Origin of the sequence: Pseudomonas syringae (assembly GCF_000737245.1) — a bacterium.
GTDB classification, from domain to species: Bacteria; Pseudomonadota; Gammaproteobacteria; order Pseudomonadales; family Pseudomonadaceae; genus Aquipseudomonas; species Aquipseudomonas syringae_J.
Genome location: NZ_JPQU01000029.1, coordinates 1 through 19,404 on the forward strand (window position 1 = coordinate 1; position 19,404 = coordinate 19,404).

Here is a 19,404-nt window from a genome sequence, read left to right on the forward strand (position 1 = left end):
GAACGCGTGGGCCTGACCGATAACTTCTTCGAGCTGGGCGGGCATTCGTTGCTGGTGATCAAGGTGGTGTCGCGTCTGCAACTGGAGCTCGGCTTGCAACTCACGCCACAACAACTTTTTCAGGCACCGATCCTCGGCGATTTCGCCGCCGGGCTGGAGCAATCCGCCGGGCAATTCGACAGCTCGAAAATGGACAGACTCGAAGCCCTGTTCGACGACATGGAGGAAGTTTGATGGACCGCTCGGTTGCCACCAGAATCGCTCGCCGGTTCATCACCCTGCCTCTGGAAAAACGCAGGCTGTACCTGCAAAAAATGCTCGAAGAAGGCGTCTCCCCAGCCAACCTGCCGATCCCGGAGGTGCAATCCGCCTACCAGCATCTGCCACTGTCTTACGCCCAGGAGCGCCAGTGGTTTCTCTGGCAAATGGACCCTGACAGCAGCGCCTATCACGTGCCGATGATGCTGCACCTCAAGGGCGTGCTGGATATCGCGGCGCTGCAAAACAGCTTCGATGTGCTGATCAACCGCCACCAAAGTCTGCGCACCACCTTCTGCCTGATTGATGAGCAGCCAGCCCAAGTGATCGCCGATCAGCAGGTCATTCACCTGGACATCCAGACGCTGGATGCGGATATCGTCGAGCGCGAAGCCGCCATTGAGGCATTCATCAGCCAGTCCAGCGGCAAACTGTTCGACCTGGAACACGGCCCGCTGCTGCGAGTGGAATTGCTGCGCATCGACGCTGAAGAACATGTGCTGGTCATGACCCAGCACCACATCGTCTCCGATGGCGCGTCCATGCAGGTCATGGTCAACGAGTTGGTCGAGTGCTATGCGGCGTTCAGTCAGGGTCGCCAGCCCGAGCTGCCGGAGTTGCCGATCCAGTACGCCGACTACGCCATCTGGCAACGGCACTGGATGGAAGCCGGCGAGCGCGAGCGGCAGTTGGCGTACTGGACCGCGCAACTGGGCGGGGAGCAACCCGTGCTGGCGCTGCCCGCTGACCGGCCACGCCCTGCCGAGCAAAGCTATCAGGGCGCGCAGTTCACGGTAGAAACCGACCAACTACTCGGCGCGGCATTGCTGCAGATGGCCCAGCAACACAACGTCACGCCTTTCATGCTGTTGCTGGCCTCTTTTCAGACCTTGCTGCACCGCTACAGCCAACAGAACGACATCCGCATCGGCGTGCCCAGCGCCAACCGCAACCGACCGGAAACCGAGCGGCTTATTGGCTTTTTCGTCAACACCCAAGTGCTCAAGGCAGCGTTCAACGAACACATCCGCTTCAGTGAAGTGCTGCAACAAGTCCGGCAAGCAGCGCTGGACGCCCAGGCCCATCAGGACTTGCCGTTCGAGCAACTGGTCAGCGCGTTGCAACCGGAACGCAGCCTGAGTCACAGCCCGTTGTTTCAGGTGCTGTTCAATCATCAGGGCACCATCGAAGGCCGGAGCGCACATTCACTGCCCCAACTGTCGGTGGATCATCTGCCCTGGAACACCCCCAGCGCGCAGTTTGACCTGACCCTCAATACCTCGCTGTCCGAACAGGCATTTTCGGCGTCCATCAGTTACGCCACCGATCTGTTCGATGCTGCCAGCATCGAGCAACTGTCCCGCCATTGGTTGGCCTTGCTGCGTGCCGTGGTCATCGACGCCGAGCAACCGGTTGCCCACCTGCCTTTGCTGGACGCCCGCGAGCGCAGCCAAATAGTCGACGGCTGGAATACGCCCGTCAGCCACAATCCGAATCCACTGACCGTCATCAGCCTGTTCGAACAGCAAGTGCACAGCCACCCGGAGGCGGTTGCCCTGATCGTCGGCGAGCAGCAACTGACTTACCAGCAGCTCAACGGCCGCGCCAACCAACTGGCCCATGCCTTGATCGAACGGGGGGTCGGTCCGGAAGTGCTGGTGGGTGTGGCAGTGGAACGCAGCGTGGACATGATCGTCGCGCTGCTGGGGATCCTCAAGGCAGGCGGCGCTTATCTGCCGCTGGACCCTGGCTATCCCGAAGACCGCCTGGCCTACATGATCGACGACAGCGGCATTGAACTGCTGTTGACCCAAGCCGCCGTGCAGTCGCGATTACCGATCCCGGCCGGAGTTGAAGCACTGACCCTGGATGCGCAGACCCACTGGCTGGAACGCTGGGCCGAGACAAATCCCGTCATCGCGACAACTGCCGAGCATCTGGCTTATACGATTTACACCTCAGGCTCCACCGGCAAGCCCAAGGGCGTGATGGTGGCCCATGGTGCGCTGGTCAACTTCATCAGCAGCATGTCCCGCGCGCCGGGGCTGGGAGCGGATGACCGGTTGCTGTCACTCACCACCTTCTGCTTCGATATTTTCGGACTGGAAATCTATCTGCCCCTGAGTGTCGGCGCGCGGCTGATCCTGGCGGAAACCGGCGTCAACCTCGACCCTGCCGCGCTTCTGGATCTCATTGCACGCCAGGGCATCAGCGCACTGCAAGCCACGCCCTCGACCTGGCGCATGTTGCTGGACCATCCACAGCGCAACGGCCTGCAAGGCTGCAAACTGTTGTGCGGCGGCGAAGCCCTGAGCGATGAACTGGCTTCGCGGATGCTCGCCATCAGCGATCAGCTGTGGAATCTATATGGGCCGACCGAAACCACCATCTGGTCAGCGATCCATCGTCTCGACCGGCAGCACCCCAAGCCCTGGCTCGGCCGGGCCATCGACAACACGACGTTCTATATCCTCGACGCGGACCTGCAACCGGCCCCTCTTGGCGTGGCCGGTGAACTGCTGATTGGCGGCAACGGCCTGGCTCGTGGCTACTTGCAACGCCCGGACCTGAGCGCCGAACGCTTCGTGCCGGACCCGTTCGGCCCGCCCGGTGCCAGGTTGTATCGCACCGGCGACCGCTGCCGCTATCGGCGCGACGGGATTATCGAATACCTGGGGCGGCTTGATCATCAGGTGAAGATTCGCGGTTTCCGTATCGAACCGGGGGAAATCGAAAGCCGTCTGCACGCTCAGCCACTGATCCGAGCGGCTGCGGTGCTGGTGCAACCCGCTGCCAGCGGCGAGCAACTGGTGGCGTATATCGTGCTGGTTGTACCCGTGGGAGACGCCGCTGGGCAAACCGCTCTACGCGAACAGATTCGCAGCGCCTTGCGCAAAGACCTGCCGGACTACATGGTGCCCGCACAGTTGATATTCCTCGATCAACTGCCGCTGACGCCCAACGGCAAGCTGGACCGCAAGGCCCTGCCCTTGCCGGACGCGAGTCAAAGCCAAGGGATATACGTCGCACCGCAAACTGACGTGCAACGGCGCATCGCCACTATCTGGCAAGACGTGCTCAAGCTGGAGCAGGTCGGCATCAGCGCCAACTTCTTTGACCTGGGTGGCGATTCGATCATCTCCATTCAACTGGTCAGCCGCGCCCGGCAACAGGGCATCGAGTTCTCGCCCAAAGACCTGTTCCAGCATCAAACCATTGAGCAATTGGCCAGTGTCGCCCGGATCACGACGCCTGAGACGGACAAGCAACCCGCTCAGGATGACCAAGCCTTCGCGCTCTCCGGACTGACCACCCCGCAACTGGCGGCGTTACCGGTGCCACTGGCGTTGATCGAGGATATTTATCCGCTGTCGCCCATGCAGCAGGGCATGTTGTTTTACACCCTGGAGGCCAACGAAGCGGCGCTGTATCTGAATCAGATGGCGGTGTCGGTGGAAGGCTTGAACGTCGAGCGTTTCTTGGCGGCGTGGAACGCGACCATCCAGCGCCACGAGATTCTGCGTACCGGTTTCTGGTCGGCCAGCCATCTGGCCGAGCCGCTGCAACTGGTCTACAAGCAGGCTGCCATTGCCGTGCGGCAACTGGACTGGCAAGGCCGTTCAGTGCAAGCCGAGGATTTGCACAACCAGGTGGCTCACGACGCAGCCCAAGGCTTTGACCTGCTGCACGCGCCACTGATGCGCCTGACCCTGATACGCCTCGCCGAAAACAGCCACTACCTGATCTGGACCAGCCATCACATTCTCATGGACGGCTGGAGCAGTTCGCAGCTGCTGGGCGAAGTGCTGGAGCATTACAGCGGCCAGCCTGCGCCCTCTAAAAAGGGCCGCTATCGGGACTACATCGGCTGGCTCAAGGCTCAATCGCAACCCCGTCTGGAACGGTTCTGGAAAGATCAGTTGCGAGAGGTAAACGGCCCCACGCTGCTGGCCAGCGCCATCGCGCCGCGTCCGGACCCTGGCCTGACCGGGCATGAGCCGCTGTACCTGCGATGGGACGCAGAGCAAACCACATTGCTGCGCGAACAGGCCCAGAAACTGCGGGTCACGCCCAACACCCTGATCCAGGCGGCGTGGCTGCTGCTGTTGCAGCGCTTTACCGGCCAGCAGACGGTGTGTTTCGGCGCGACGGTAGCCGGGCGTCCGGCCAGTCTGGATAACGCCGATGAAATGCTCGGTCTGTTCATCAACACTTTGCCGGTGGTGCAGAGCCCGCATCCAACTGAGCGGGTCTGCGATTGGCTGGCGCAACTGCAAAGCTGCAACCTGAGCATTCGCGATCATGAGCATGCCTCGCTGGCGGATATTCAGCGCTGGTCCGGCCACAGCGGTCAGGCGCTGTTCGACAGCATCATCGTGTTCGAAAACCATCCGCTGGATGAACGCCTGGAACAAACGTCGCGCCATGACCTGCACTTTGGCGAGGTCAAGGCTCATGGGGTAACCGACTTTGCCATGGACTTGGCAGTCATGCTCAACGACACCCTGAGCATCGAGTTCATGGTCCTGCGCAACCAGTTCACCGCCGAGGCGACCGAACAGATTCGCCGCAGTTACGAAGCGTTGTTGCTGGCCCTGCTGAGCAATCCCCAGTCGACCCTGGGTAGCCTGGATATGCTCAGCGTTGATGAACGACTGGTGCTCCAGGAGAGCAACCGCATGGCCGAGCCGCCGCAATCCGCCCCGTTGCTGGCAGAGGTCATCGAACAGCACGCCAGCCAGCGACCCGCTGCGATTGCCGTGAGCTGCGCCGGTGTGACATTGACGTACGCCGAACTGGAACGCCGCGCCAACCACCTGGCCCAGTACCTCATCAGCCAAGGGATTGGCCCGGAGAATTTTGTCGGCGTCGCGCTGGAGCGTTCGGTTGAAGTGGTTGTGGCGTTCTACGCGGTGATGAAAACCGGTGCAGCCTATGTGCCGCTGGATATCGACTACCCCAAAGAGCGTATCGAGTGGATCGTCGGCGATTCGGCGATGAACGTGCTGCTTACGCAGGAGAGTTTGCTGGAGAGATTTGCGTCGACAGGCGTTCCTCTGGTTGCGCTGGATGGCCTCCCTGTGGGAGCGGTGCTTGCCCGCGATAAGGGCACCGAAGATATCAGGTCAATCGCGTCCAACCTCATCGTCGGATTGCCGCCCAGACCAAGCACCGCTCCCACAGGTCTGCATCGCACACTGACCATCCACCCCGAAAACCTCGCCTATCTGATCTACACCTCGGGTTCCACCGGGCAACCCAAAGGGGTGGCGGTCAGTCACGAACAGATCCGCATGCATTGTCTGGCCATCGCCCAGCGTTATGAAATGGACGCTGATACCCGTGAGCTGCTGTTCATGTCGTTCGCCTTCGACGGTGCACAGGAGCGCTGGTTGTCGAGCCTGCTCAGCGGCGGCTGCCTGGTGGTGCGTGACAACCGCCTGTGGACCCCGGAAGAAACCTGGCATGCCCTGCACGCCGAGCGGATCAGCATCGCCTGTTTCCCGCCCGCCTACCTGCAACAACTGGCCGAATACGCCGACAGCCAGACTCAAGCCCCGCCACCGGTGCGCATTTATTGCTTCGGCGGTGATGCCGTCGCCGAGGCCAACTTCGAGCGGGTCAAACGCGCTCTGCGTCCGCAATTTCTCACCAACGGCTACGGCCCCACCGAAACCGTGGTCACGCCGTTGCTGTGGAAAGTCGATGCCCAGGCCCATTGCGGCGCGGTGTATGCACCGATTGGCACCCGGGTCGGCGAGCGGACCCTGTATGTGCTGGATGAGATGCTCAACCCTCTGCCGATTGGCGTGGCTGGCGAGTTGTACATCGGCGGTCAAGGCGTGGCACGTGGTTATCACCAACGGGCCGCGCTGACCGCCGAGCGCTTCGTCGCCGACCCGTTCGATACCCATGGCGGGCGTTTGTATCGCACCGGCGACCGGGTTCGTCAGCGCGCCGATGGGGTCATCGACTACTTGGGCAGGCTCGACAATCAGGTAAAAATTCGCGGCTTCCGCATCGAGTTGGGGGAGATCGAATCCCGCTTGCGGGCCATGTCCGGCGTGCAAGATGCGGTGGTGGTGGCCCGGGAAACGGTGAACGGCAAACAGTTGATCGGTTATGTGGTGGCCCGTGGCGGCGACGGGTTTGGCTCAGCGCTGCGCAGCGAACTGCAACGCGACCTGCCGGATTACATGGTCCCGGCGCAAATCCTGGTGCTGAGTGAATTCCCCCTCAATGCCAACGGCAAGCTGGATCGCAACGCGCTGCCGGAGCCTGAGTTCAAGGGCCGTGAGTTCATCGCCCCACGTAATGGGCTGGAGCGGGCGTTGGCGGCGATCTGGCAAGAGGTGCTGCAAGTCGAGCAGGTTGGCGTTACCGATAACTTCTTCGAGCTGGGTGGCGATTCGCTGCGGATTCTCAAGGTGCTGTCCAAAGTCCGTGCCAGCGACGACCTGAATATCGAGCTGAAACTGCGAGACATGATCAGCAAACCGACCATCGCCGAGCTGTCGGGTTTTGCCATTCAGGACCTGCAGAATCTCGATCCACTGCTGTTGCTCAATAGCCGCAGCATTGCCGCGCCTCCGCTATTTTGCCTGCACGCCGGGTTTGGCACGGTGTTCGACTACGAGCCGGTGGCGCGCTGCTTCGAAGGCCAGCGCAGTGTGTACGGCCTGCAATGCCGCATGTTGCTGGACCGCGACTGGGAGGATGAATCCCTGGCCGCCATGGCCATCGACTATGCGCAATACATTCGCCAGAAGCAGGCCGACGGGCCTTATCACCTGCTGGGCTGGTCTCTGGGTGGCACCCTGGCGGTACTGGTCGCCCAGGAACTGGAAAGCCAGGGTCAGCAGGTGGACTTTCTCGGGCTGGTAGACAGCTTTATGCCCGGTTCCGGACCAGACACTGAACAAGCCGTTGAACAAGAGGACTGGAGCGATGACTTGCGCAGCTTCCTGGCGGTGATTTTTGCCCTCCCGGTCGAGCAGCTCGCCCCCTTGACGTTGAGCGCGAACCAGCCTGTGGACGAGCTGGAAGCATTGATTGAACAGATCAAGATCCAACTGCCCACTGTCTCGGCCTACGCCAGCATTGGCAGTGATGAGCTGGCGCACACCTTCTGTGTCGCCATGCATCTCAAGCGTCTGTCACGGCAAATCAACGCGCTGCCGCGCACCTCTAGTGCCGCCCATTGCTGGTGGGCGGCGAGCGCAAGTTATCCAACAGTCCCGGGCGCTGCGACCAACATCCGCATTCCGGCAGGCCATTACCAGATGCTCAATCATCCGCTGCTACTGACCCACCTGGCGCAATTGCTGCGCGATGTTGAAGCGGTGCCTCAATGAATCGACAAGGACCTCACAATGCCTCTTGATCCCGATCTGGAAGGTTTTCTCGAACTGGCTGAACTCGGCCGTCTGACCGGTAAAAGCCGGCCGATGCATGCTTTAAGTGTTCAGCAGGCACGAGACGAATTCGAACAGACCTCGCAAGTGCTCGACCCTTGCCCGCCAGGGGCCATCGACGTCACTGAACTGTCGATCCCGATCCGGGACGGCCAGCAAATGCCTGCGCGGTTGTATCGCAGCCCCCAACAACAGTCCGGGCTGCAACCAGCCGTCCTTTACTTTCATGGCGGTGGTTATGTGGTGGGCAGTCTGGATTCCCATGACTCGATCTGTCGTCGGCTGGCCGCCAGCGGTCAACAGGCGGTACTGGCACCGGCTTACAGGCTGGCGCCGCAAGCGCCCTTCCCCACTGCCGTTGATGATGCCCTGGACGCTGCCAACTGGCTGGCCGAGCACGCTGGGCAATTGAACATCGACAACCGCAAGGTCAGTGTTGCCGGGGACAGCGCTGGAGCGACGCTGGCGACGGTGTTGGCGATCAGCGCCGTTCAGCAACCTCATACCATCCAGCTACGGCCCCAGGCTCAGTTGCTGTTTTACCCGGTGACCGATGCGTCCCGGCAACGGCCGTCCCATCAGCGCTACGGCGAAGGCTTTCTGCTGGAAAGCGACACCTTGCAGTGGTTCTACCGGCACTACAGCGCGGATGCCGGGCAACTCAGTGACTGGCGAATTTCGCCGCTTTTAACGCCGGACCTGCAAGCGCTGGCCCCGGCCTATATCAGCCTGGCCGAATACGACCCGCTGTTTGATGAAGGGTTGGCTTATGCCGAGCGGCTAAGCGCCACCGGCACCGCCGTTACCCTCGACATTCAGCACGGTTTGACCCATGACTTTTTGCGCATGAGCGGGATTAGTGAGGCGATACCGGGGATTTATGCAGCGGTTGATGAGTGGTTGAAAGGCTTAAGCAAAGCCTGAGTTGTTATTGAAATGCGGTCACCCGTGGGAGCGAATTCATTCGCGAAGAGGCCAGTACATCCAAAGCATGTTCATCGGCTGCAACATTGCCTTCGCAAGCAAGCTTGCTCCCACAGGTTTTGCGTACTTCCGGACTTACCGAGCCTTGAGTTGGCGCAGGACCCGTGGGAGCGAGCTTGCTCGCGAAGGGGCCGGTACATGCGCTGCATTTGACCGGCTGCAACATTGCCTTCGCAAGCAAGCTTGCTCCCAAAGGTTTTGCGTACTTCCGGACTTACCGAGCCTTGAGTTGGCGCAGGACCCGTGGGAGCGAGCTTGCTCGCGAAGGGGCCGGTACATGCGCTGCATTTGACCGGCTGCAACATTGCCTTCGCAAGCAAGCTTGCTCCCACAGATTAGGCGTCCGCTGAAGTTGGTTGGGTCTAGCGCACCATCCCACGCAACAACGCCACTTGCTCCCGCGCCTCGGCCGGGCCGGACGCATCAGCCGCCAATGCCGGGCCGGCCACCACCGTCACCCGTGACCAGAAGCGGCGGAACAATTTCTTGCCCGGATCACGACTGAAAAAGCTGCCCCACAACCCCTGCAGCGCCAGTGGAATCACCGGCACCGAGGTCTGCTCGATGATGCGGGTCATGCCGCCTTTGAACTCGTCGATCTCGCCATCACCGGTCAGTTTGCCTTCCGGAAAGATGCACACCAGCTCGCCTTCGGCCAGGTATTGAGCGATCTTCTTGAACGCCTGCTCGTAGATCTGCAGATCCTCGCCACGCCCGGCAATCGGGATGGTCCCGGCAGTGCGGAAAATGAAGTTGAGCACCGGCAGGTTGTAGATTTTGTAGTACATGACAAACCGGATCGGCCGTCGTACCGCACCGCCGATCAACAGCGCATCAACAAACGACACATGGTTGCAGACCAGCAACGCAGCGCCCTCATCCGGGATCAGGTCGAGGTTACGGTGCTCGACGCGATACATCGTGTGGCTGAGCAGCCAGATCAGGAAACGCATGGTGAATTCAGGGACAACTTTGAAGATGTAAACGTTGACCGCAATGTTCATCAGCGAGATGACCAGAAACAGCTGCGGAATCGACAACTTCGCCACACTGAGCAGCAGGATCGAGACAATCGCCGAGACCACCATGAACAGCGCATTGAGAATATTGTTGGAGGCGATGACCCGGGAGCGCTCGCTTTCCAGGGTGCGGGACTGAATCAAGGCGTACAGCGGCACGATGTAGAAGCCACCAAAAATACCGATGCCGAGAATATCCAGCATTACCCACCAGGCCTGACTGAAACCAAGCACCGCCAGCCAGTCGTTGGCCATGACATTCTGCGGCATTTGCCCGGAATGCCACCACAGCAGCAGGCCAAACACGGTCAGCCCCATGGAGCCGAACGGCACCAGACCGATTTCCACCTTACGCCCGGACAGCCGCTCGCAGAGCATGGAGCCGGTGGCGATACCAATTGAGAACACGGTGAGAATCAGGGTGACCACGGTTTCGTCGCCGTACAGCCATTCCTTGGCGTAGGACGGGATTTGCGTGAGATAGATCGCGCCGACAAACCAGAACCACGAATTACCGACAATCGAACGGGATACCGCCGGGGTCTGGCCAAGGCCCAGGCGTAAGGTGGCCCAGGTCTGGGTGAAAATATTCCATTCAAGCTTCATTTGCGGCGCAACGGCGGCGGCACGGGGGATGCCGTAGCTGGCGAGAAAGCCCAGACACGCCACCAGCACCATGACGCTGGCGACGATGATCGAGTAGTGCGCCGAGGACATCATCACCCCGGCGCTGATGGTGCCGGCGAGAATCGCCAGAAAGGTGCCCATTTCCACCAGCCCGTTGCCGCCGACCAGTTCGTCTTCGCGCAGATGCTGGGGCAGGATCGAGTACTTGACCGGGCCGAACAGCGCCGAGTGGGTGCCCATGGCGAACAGCGCCAGCAGCATCAACCACAAGTGCCCGAAGATAAACCCAGCAGCACCGACCAGCATGATGCCGATCTCGCCCAGCTTGATCAGGCGAATCAGCGCATCCTTGGCGTACTTCTCACCGAACTGCCCAGCCAGTGCCGAGAACAGGAAAAACGGCAGGATGAACAGCAGCGCGCACAGATTGACCCAGATCGAGCGATCACCATCGATGCTCAGCTTGTAGAGAATCGCCAGAATCAGCGACTGCTTGAGCACATTGTCATTGAACGCCCCAAGGGCCTGGGTAATGAAAAACGGCAGAAAGCGGCGCTTCCCGAGCAAATTGAATTGTGACTGCTGGCTCATCGTCCGTGGTCCTGAATGGCTTTGAAATTCGCGTATATCCAATCCGCGGCACATTGAAGACGTTTGACCTGCGAATGTCCATTGTCTAACGTTTGCGCAGCGCACACCGGCCCGCCGGAGCGTTGATGCAGGGCGAGACAAAAAGCTCCCCCCGATAAGCGCCCCGCACGGTTTTACTCATGATGATCAACCACAGCACCGCCAGGGCGGCGACCAGCACGACCCCGGCCACGTTGAAAAAGCCCAGGTTCAACACTGCCCCCAGCTTCAAGGTAGTCAACGCATAGACACCCAGGGGAAAGGTGAAACCCCACCAGCCAAGGTTGAACGGGATACCGTCACGCAGGTAGCGCAAGGTGATCAGCACTGCCAACAGCAGCCACCACAAACCGAAGCCCCACAAGGTGATGCCTGAGATCATGCCCATCCCGGCAGAGACTTCGCCGAGGGTCGACATCCCATTCGCCGCGAATATCTCCTGGGCCTCGCCGCCAAGCAACAACATACCCAGCGCGGCCGTGCTGATCGGCCCCAGGGCCAGCCAGCTGGAGGCGGCCATGTTTTCGTGGGGCAACTTGTGCAACGCCATACGCAGCAGGAGGATAGTCAGGATGCCGAACGCGACCGGCACAGAGAACGCCCATAACACGTAGCTGGTCACCATCACCGCGAACTGATCATGCACATCCGGCAAGTGCGCCGCCAGTTGCCCACCGCTCACGGCCGCCACTTCCGCTGCAACCACAGGCAGCAACCAGACTGCGGTCATCTGGTCGATGCTGTGTTCTTGACGAGTGAACATCATGAACGGGATCAATACGCCGCAAGCCAGCGCCATGGCGACATCCAGCCACCACAGAACCTCAACAAACGGCACCAGCGCCAGACCCCAACGCGCTATGCCAAACAACAAAAATCCATTGATGATGGTCGCCAGCCCCATAGGGATAGTGCCGAAGAACATCGACACCGTTGAATGGCCGAACACCCGTCGCGCTTCATTGAAAAACATTAGCCAGCGTGCCGCATAGAGCAGGCTAAACAACAGAAACAACCCGATGTTGAACAGCCACAAGGCTTCTCCAAGCCGGACCAGGCCGGGATTCGCCATGGGCAACGCCACGGCGAGAACCCCGGTGCCCATAGTCGCGGCGAACCAGTTGGGAGTGAACTGACGAATCACCTCACGGGGGTGCTGCAATTGTCCAAAGGGTTTGTGGAGCGTAAAAGTCAGGCTGTTCATCGGGGGCTCTCCAGTCCTCGGGTGAGGTGAGCCCATAGTAAGGCTGCCGCGAATATCTGCTAAATGGGTAATATATGTATAAGTTATCGATTTTACAGATAACTCTTTTCCACTTACGAGAGAAAGGCAGCTGTCGTAGTGAGCGAACCCCATGAACCTGCTTCGTGTTTATATACCTGCGGGGTCTACAGCTCTCTTCACGACTAAAGTCGCTCCTACAACCTCAGGCCTTCATGCGAGACTAGCGAGCTTGTTCCTGGGGCTCTGAATGTCTATGTCGCTGTCCAGCGGGCTGATCGCAGCCGTCGCCCTGGCTTATATGGCCATCATGTTCGCCATCGCCTTTTACGGTGATCGGCGCAGTACCTCGCTGTCTCCGAGAATCCGAGCCTGGGTTTACAGCCTGTCGCTGGCGGTTTACTGCACCAGTTGGACGTTCTTTGGCGCGGTGGGTCAGGCTGCCGAGCAGTTATGGTCGTTCCTGCCGATTTACCTTGGGCCAGTGGTGCTGATGCTTTTGGCGCCCTGGGTCTTGCAGAAGATGGTGCTGATCAGCAAGCAGGAAAACATCACCTCCATTGCCGACTTTATCGCCGCCCGCTACGGCAAATCCCAGTCCCTGGCGGTGGTGGTGGCGCTGATCTGTCTGGTGGGTGTGCTGCCGTATATCGCCTTGCAGCTCAAAGGCATCGTGCTGGGGGTGAATATTCTGATCGGCGCGGTTGCCGATGCTACCGGCACCCGCGCGCAGGATACGGCGCTGATCGTGTCGCTGGTGCTGGCGCTGTTCACCATTGTCTTCGGTACGCGCAACCTCGACGTCACCGAGCACCACCGTGGCATGGTCATGGCGATTGCCTTTGAAGCCCTGGTGAAACTCTTTGCTTTCATGGCCGTGGGGGCGTTCGTGACCTATGGCCTGTACGACGGTTTCGACGATCTGTTCGATGAGGCCCTGATTGCGCCACGCCTTGAGGAGTACTGGAAGGAGACCATCAACTGGCCCTCCATGGTGGTGCAGACCGGCGTGGCGATGATGGCGATTGTCTGCCTGCCCCGACAGTTTCACGTCACGGTGGTGGAGAACATCGACCCTCAGGATTTGCGTCTGGCCAAGTGGGTCTTTCCGGCCTATCTGGTGCTGGCCGCGCTGTTCGTGGTGCCTATCGCCCTGGCCGGGCAGATGCTGCTGCCCGATTCGGTGCTGCCGGACTCGTTCGTGATCAGCCTGCCGCTCGCCACCGCTCACCCTTCCCTTGCGTTGCTGGCCTTCATCGGCGGTGCTTCAGCCGCCACCGGCATGGTGATTGTCGCCAGCGTGGCGCTGTCGACCATGATTTCCAACGACATGCTGTTGCCGTGGCTGCTGAGCCGCAAAACCGCAGAGCGGCCGTTTGAAGCGTTCCGCCACTGGATGCTGTCGGTGCGTCGGGTCAGCATCGTGGTGATCCTGCTGCTGGCCTATGTCTGCTATCGGCTGCTGGGTTCGACTGCCAGCCTGGCGACCATCGGCCAGATCGCTTTCGCCGCCATCACCCAACTCTCCCCGGCGATGTTCGGCGCGTTGTGGTGGAAACAGGCCAACCGTCGAGGCGTATTTGCCGGGCTGGGGGCAGGGATTTTCCTCTGGTTTTACACCCTGGTGTTGCCTATTTCCGCTGAAAGCCTGGGCTGGTCGCTGGACAGTTTCCCGCTGCTGGCGTGGCTGCATGGCAACCCGTTGGGGCTGCCGATCACGCCGCTGACTCAAGGCGTGGTGCTGTCCCTGGCGGGCAATTTCATCCTGTTCGGCTGGGTGTCGGTGATCTCCAAGACACGGGTTTCCGAGCACTGGCAAGCCGGGCGCTTTATTGGCCAGGACGCCAGCGTCAACACCGGCAATCGCCCGCTGCTGGCGGTGCAGGTCGAGGATTTGCTGACCCTGTCGGCGCGTTTCGTAGGCGAGGACCGTGCCCGGCAGAGCTTCATCCGTTTTGCTTATCGTCAAGGCAAAGGCTTCAACCCGAACCAGAACGCCAATGGCGACTGGATCGCTCACACCGAGCGCCTGCTGGCGGGTGTGCTGGGGGCATCGTCGACCCGCGCGGTGGTCAAGGCGGCCATCGAAGGCCGGGAAATGCAGCTCGAAGACGTGGTGCGCATCGCCGACGAAGCCTCCGAAGTGCTGCAGTTCAACCGCGCCCTGCTGCAAGGCGCCATCGAGAACATCACTCAAGGCATCAGCGTGGTGGATCAGTCCCTGAAGCTGGTGGCCTGGAATCATCGCTACCTGGAGCTGTTCAACTATCCCGAAGGCCTGATCAGCATTGGCCGTCCCATCGCCGACATTATCCGCTACAACGCCGAACGCGGATTGCTCGGCCCGGGCGAAGCGGAAGTCCACATAGCCCGGCGTCTTCACTGGATGCGTCAAGGTCGTGCCCACACTTCCGAGCGGATGTTCCCCAACGGCCGAGTGATCGAGCTGATCGGTAACCCGATGCCCGGTGGCGGCTTCGTGATGAGTTTTACCGACATCACCGCGTTCCGTGACGCCGAACATGCCCTTAAAGGCGCCAATGAGAGCCTGGAACAGCGGGTAGCCGAGCGCACCTACGAACTGTCGCAGCTCAACCTCGCGCTGACCGAGGCCAAGGGCACGGCGGAAACCGCCAACCAGTCCAAGACGCGCTTTCTGGCGGCGGTCAGTCACGACCTCATGCAGCCGCTGAATGCCGCCCGTCTGTTCTCTGCGGCGCTGTCCCATCAGGACGACGGTATGTCCGCCGAAGCCCAGCAACTGGTGCAACATCTGGACAGTTCGCTGCGCTCGGCTGAAGACCTGATCAGCGACCTGCTGGACATATCCCGGCTGGAAAACGGCAAGATCACCCCCGATCGCCAGCCGTTCGCCCTGAACACCTTGTTCGATACGCTCGGCGCAGAGTTCAAAGCCCTGGCCCATGAACAAGGCCTGACATTCCGAGTGCGCGGTACAGCCTTGCGGGTCGACAGCGATGCAAAGCTGCTGCGGCGCATCCTGCAGAATTTCCTGACCAACGCCTTCCGTTACGGCAAGGGTCCGATCCTGTTAGGGGTTCGTCGGCGCGGCACCTCTTTGAGTCTGGAGGTCTGGGATCGCGGACCGGGCATTCCTGAGGACAAGCAACGGGTGATTTTCGAGGAGTTCAAACGCCTGGACAGTCACCAGACACGCGCCGAGAAAGGCCTTGGCCTGGGTCTGGCGATTGCTGACGGTTTGTGTCGCGTATTGGGCCATACCCTGCAAGTGCGTTCATGGCCGGGTAAAGGCAGCGTGTTCAGCGTTTGCGTACCGCTTGCGCAGCATCAGACCGCACCGGCCGTCCTTACTCCGGAAACCCAACGCACGGCGCTGACCGGCACCCAGGTGCTGTGTATCGATAACGAAGACAGCATTCTGATCGGCATGAACAGCCTGTTGACGCGCTGGGGTTGCCAGGTGTGGACCGCGCGTAATCGTGAAGAGTGCCAGGCGCTGCTGGATGAGGGTGTGCGCCCGCAAGTGGCGCTGGTGGATTATCACTTGGACGACGGCGAAACCGGCACCGAACTCATGGCCTGGCTGCGCACTCGGCTGGGCATGCCGATGCCAGGCGTGGTCATCAGCGCCGACGGCCGTCCCGAGCTGATCGCCCAGATACATGCCGCAGGCCTGGACTTCCTGCCCAAGCCTGTAAAACCTGCGGCGCTACGGGCGTTGTTGAGTCGGCATGTGGTGTTGGGGTGATGGGGATCCTCACCACACCACAAACTCTGTGGGAGCGAGCTTGCTCGCGAAGGCGGCCGAGCATCTGATAGAACTCCAAAGCCTGAAACATAGCCTTCGCGAGCAAGCTCGCTCCCACGGATCAAGTTCTAAGCTAAGGGCCTATGCTCTCAGCACCGCCGCAGCCAGTGCCTTGGCAAACCTGCCTGCGACTTCATCAATCTGTTCGGCACTGATGATCAGAGGCGGCAGGAAGCGCACGACGCTGCCATGCCGTCCGCCCAGCTCCAGAATCAGTCCACGCTTGAGGCATTCGTTCTGCACCAGCGGAGCGAGCTTGCCGAACGCCGGAGGATGACCGAGGCCATCAACAGCGCCAGTAGGGTCGACCAGCTCGACACCCAGCATCAGCCCGCGCCCGCGAATATCGCCCATCTGCGGGAAGTCCCGCTGCAAGACTCTCAAATGCTCGGTGAGCCGAGCGCCCATGGCGATGGCATGCCCGGCGATGTCGTGCTGTTTCAGATACGCCATCACCGCCGAACCCGCCGCCATGGCCATCTGATTGCCACGGAACGTCCCGGCATGGGCGCCCGGCAGCCATTTATCCAGCCACTCGCGATAGACCACCACCGCCAGCGGCAGGCTGCCACCAATGGCTTTGGACAGCACCACGACATCAGGGACGATGCCGGCGTGTTCAAAGGCAAACATCTTGCCGGTGCGCGCAAAGCCGCTCTGGATTTCATCGACGATCAGCGCCACACCCGCCTTTTCAGTGATCCGCCGCACACCACGCAACCAGTCCAGATCCGCAGGAATCACCCCGCCCTCGCCCTGCACCACCTCGACAATCACTGCTGCGGGTAACTGTACCCCGGCTTCAGGGTCGTTGAGCAGGTTTTCCAAATAACGCAGATTGACCTTTATGCCATCCGCGCCACCCAGGCCGAAGGGGCATCGGTAGTCATAGGGGTATGGCAGAAACTGCACGCCGCTGTTGAGCAGCGCGGCCATGGGTTTCTTCGGCCCAAGACTGCCCATCAGGCTCAGCGCGCCCATGCTCATGCCGTGATAACCGCCCTGAAATGACAACACGGTGCTGCGCCCGGTGGCCGTGCGGACCAGTTTCAAGGCGGCCTCTACCGCATCGGTGCCGGTGGGCCCGCAGAACTGGATTTTCGCGTCGCGGGCAAACTCTTCAGGCAGCAGGTCAAACAGGTCCTGCACGAACTGGTCCTTGACCGGTGTGGTGAGGTCAAGAGTGTGCAACGGCAGACCGTCATCCAGCACCTTGCGAATCGCAGCGATCACCACCGGATGGTTGTGCCCCAGAGCAAGGGTGCCCGCCCCCGCCAGGCAGTCGATAAAAGTCCGACCTTCGACGTCCTCGACGTAAATGCCTTGCGCACGCTTGAGGGCCAGCGGGATTCGCCGCGGGTAACTGCGAGCGTTGGATTCCTGCTGTTTCTGGCGCTCCAGCAGGGGTGACTCTTCGAAGTGATAGAGCGTTTCCTGCGGTTCGCTGCTGAACCGCGCCGACGAACTTTCATCACGACTGATGGCGACTGACATCCTTCAAACCCTCAAAAGCATGCGCTAGATGCACGGAAGTGGACATCTGCCGAGCCATCCAGCCTTGGTAGATTCCTGTTAAGGAAACGCACCAGCGCAGCGAGGATTTACTGTTTGTGTCTTGCGATGCCTTACATCCAGCCCAGCCATTTCCAGTAGGTGGCGCCAAACAGCAGCATCAGCAGGTAGCCGATCACGGTGACAGGAATACCGACCCGGGCAAACTGCCGGGCGGTGAAGGTTTCCGTGCCCAGGCAAACCATGTTCTGCGGCGCATTGATGGGCAGAATGAAACCGTAGCTGACGGCAAAACCCAGCAGCATGGTCATGCCCAGCCGGTTGAAATCTCCGGGCAGGGTTTGCAGCACCGCGATGAGGATTGGCAGCATCGCCGAGGTCAACGCGGTGGCGCTGGCGAAGCCCAGGTGAATCAAAATCAGGAACCCGGCGAGGATCGCGAATACGCCCAAGGCACCGACCTGATCCAGCCCGGTATGGCTGACCACCTGCACGCCCAGCCATTGGCCAGCCTGGGTGGTGAGCAAGGCGGTACCCAGGCTGATGCCGACGCCGAACACAATCACCGTGCCCCAGGGAATCCGCGATTGCACGTCCTTCCAGGTCATCACGCCCCAACGTGGCAACAACAGCAGGACCAACCCCGCATAGGTTGTGGAGGTGGTATCGAAGCTGTGCAGCTTGCCTTCAGTGGCCCACAACAACAGCAGGCCAATGGACACCGCCATCAGGCGCTTCTGCGCGCCGCTCATAGGGCCGAGTTCGGCCAGTGATTGCGCCACCGCTTCCTTGCCACCGGGGATGTTGTCGCTCTCCGGAGGCAAGAGTTTGAGCACCAGCACGATCAGCACCCCGGACATGATGATCGCCCACGGCGCACCGGCGATCAGCCAGTCGAGCCAGGACACTCGTGCGCCGAGCATTTTCTCCATGAAGCCCGCTGTCAGCAGGTTTTGCGCTGCGGCGGTCTGGATGCCGACGTTCCAGATACTGGTGCCCTGGGCAACGATGATCATGATCGCGGCCGCGACATTCGAGCGTTTCTCCATGCCGAATGCAGCGATCACCCCCATCATGATCGGCACCACACAGGCACTGCGCGCCGTGGCGCTGGGCACCACCAGGCTAAGCAGAATGGTGACCACGATGGCGCCGAGCATGATCCGCCGGGTGCTGGTACCGATGCGCGACAAAGTCACCAGTGCGATACGTCGGTCCAACCCGGTATGGGTCATGGCGGCGGCGATGAACAACGCGCCCGCGACCAGCGCCAGTGCCGAGTTGGAAAACCCGGTCAGGGCCATGGTGATGGCGGCGGAAGAGCCATAGATAACTGATGGATCCTTGAGGGTCGGCGCAGTGCCGATCAAGAACGCCATCAGCGAAGTGATCATGATTGCACTGGCTTCGTAGGACACCGCTTCGGTGATCCACACCACCACGGCAAACGCCAGAATCGCCAGCATACGTTGCCCGGCAATGGGCAAATCCGCCGGGAATGGCAGCAGCAGCACGCCGACCATGACAACAATGCCGAACAACAGCCCGATGGGCACCTTGACCTTGGCGGGCGGTTGTTCGGGTATGGCCGAAAAGCTATTCATTACGAGACCTTGATCCTGCGGGGTGGCCATCATGGGGTAGATCCGCATGCTGGCTCTTGAGATGGATCAAGGGTTGAAGGCTAACAGGCAAAGTCTGAGGTTCTATGCTTGCCTGCAAGCTAAAGTGCGACGTGGGACCGGCTTTAGCCGGGAAGGCGGCATTTCAGACGACGGATATGGTGTGGATGTACTGGCCTCTTCCCGGCTAAAGCCGGTCCCACGTCGTCGCGCCAATATTGAGATCACAACTGTGTGAGCGAAGCTTGCTCTGCAGGAGTTGCCGGAGGTTATGACTGCGACCAAAGCGATGCGCCTGACAGCCTGCGGCAGCTCCTACAGATCA

8 protein-coding genes are annotated in these 19,404 nt (G+C 60.6%); 4 read left to right on the plus strand and 4 right to left on the minus strand.

All coding sequences use genetic code 11. The features are described 5' to 3' along the window. The 3 genes from IV01_RS0124940 to IV01_RS15305 all read left to right on the plus strand — a co-directional run. A partial coding sequence (locus IV01_RS0124940; protein WP_032627885.1) for a phosphopantetheine-binding protein occupies window positions 1-234 on the plus strand: 234 nt, incomplete at its 5' end. Next, entirely contained in the window at window positions 234-7,613 is a 7,380-nt protein-coding gene (locus IV01_RS0124945) for a non-ribosomal peptide synthetase (RefSeq protein ID WP_050507433.1), read from the plus strand. The genes IV01_RS0124940 and IV01_RS0124945, both read left to right, overlap by 1 nt. An 18-nt stretch (window positions 7,614-7,631) precedes the next feature. After that, a complete protein-coding gene (locus IV01_RS15305; RefSeq protein WP_032627886.1) occupies window positions 7,632-8,597 on the plus strand; it encodes an alpha/beta hydrolase in 966 nt (321 codons plus the stop codon). Window positions 8,598-9,019: 422 nt separating this feature from the next. On the opposite strand, the gene IV01_RS15300 is transcribed toward IV01_RS15305, so the two are convergent. Further along, window positions 9,020-10,894 (minus strand): MFS transporter, encoded by a 1,875-nt coding sequence (locus IV01_RS15300; RefSeq protein WP_032627887.1) that lies wholly within the window; start codon window positions 10,892-10,894, stop codon window positions 9,020-9,022. 85 nt (window positions 10,895-10,979) lie between these two features. Next, the gene (locus tag IV01_RS15295) at window positions 10,980-12,137 is read right to left on the minus strand and encodes a TDT family transporter (protein ID WP_032627888.1); all 1,158 of its coding nucleotides are present in this window, start codon (window positions 12,135-12,137) and stop codon (window positions 10,980-10,982) included. A gap of 274 nt (window positions 12,138-12,411) precedes the next feature. On the opposite strand from IV01_RS15295, the gene IV01_RS15290 reads away from it, so the two are divergent. Continuing rightward, window positions 12,412-15,885, plus strand: coding sequence for a PAS domain-containing hybrid sensor histidine kinase/response regulator (locus IV01_RS15290; protein WP_032627889.1), 3,474 nt, complete (start codon window positions 12,412-12,414; stop codon window positions 15,883-15,885). A 141-nt stretch (window positions 15,886-16,026) separates the two neighbouring features. On the opposite strand, the gene IV01_RS15285 is transcribed toward IV01_RS15290, so the two are convergent. Continuing rightward, on the minus strand, window positions 16,027-17,439 hold the full coding sequence (locus IV01_RS15285) for an aspartate aminotransferase family protein (RefSeq protein ID WP_032627890.1): 1,413 nt from the start codon (window positions 17,437-17,439) through the stop codon (window positions 16,027-16,029). Window positions 17,440-17,570: 131 nt separating this feature from the next. After that, window positions 17,571-19,061 carry a DASS family sodium-coupled anion symporter gene (locus IV01_RS15280; protein WP_032627956.1) on the minus strand — a complete coding sequence of 497 codons (1,491 nt, stop codon included), beginning with the start codon at window positions 19,059-19,061 and terminating at the stop codon, window positions 17,571-17,573. Window positions 19,062-19,404: the final 343 nt, after the last annotated feature.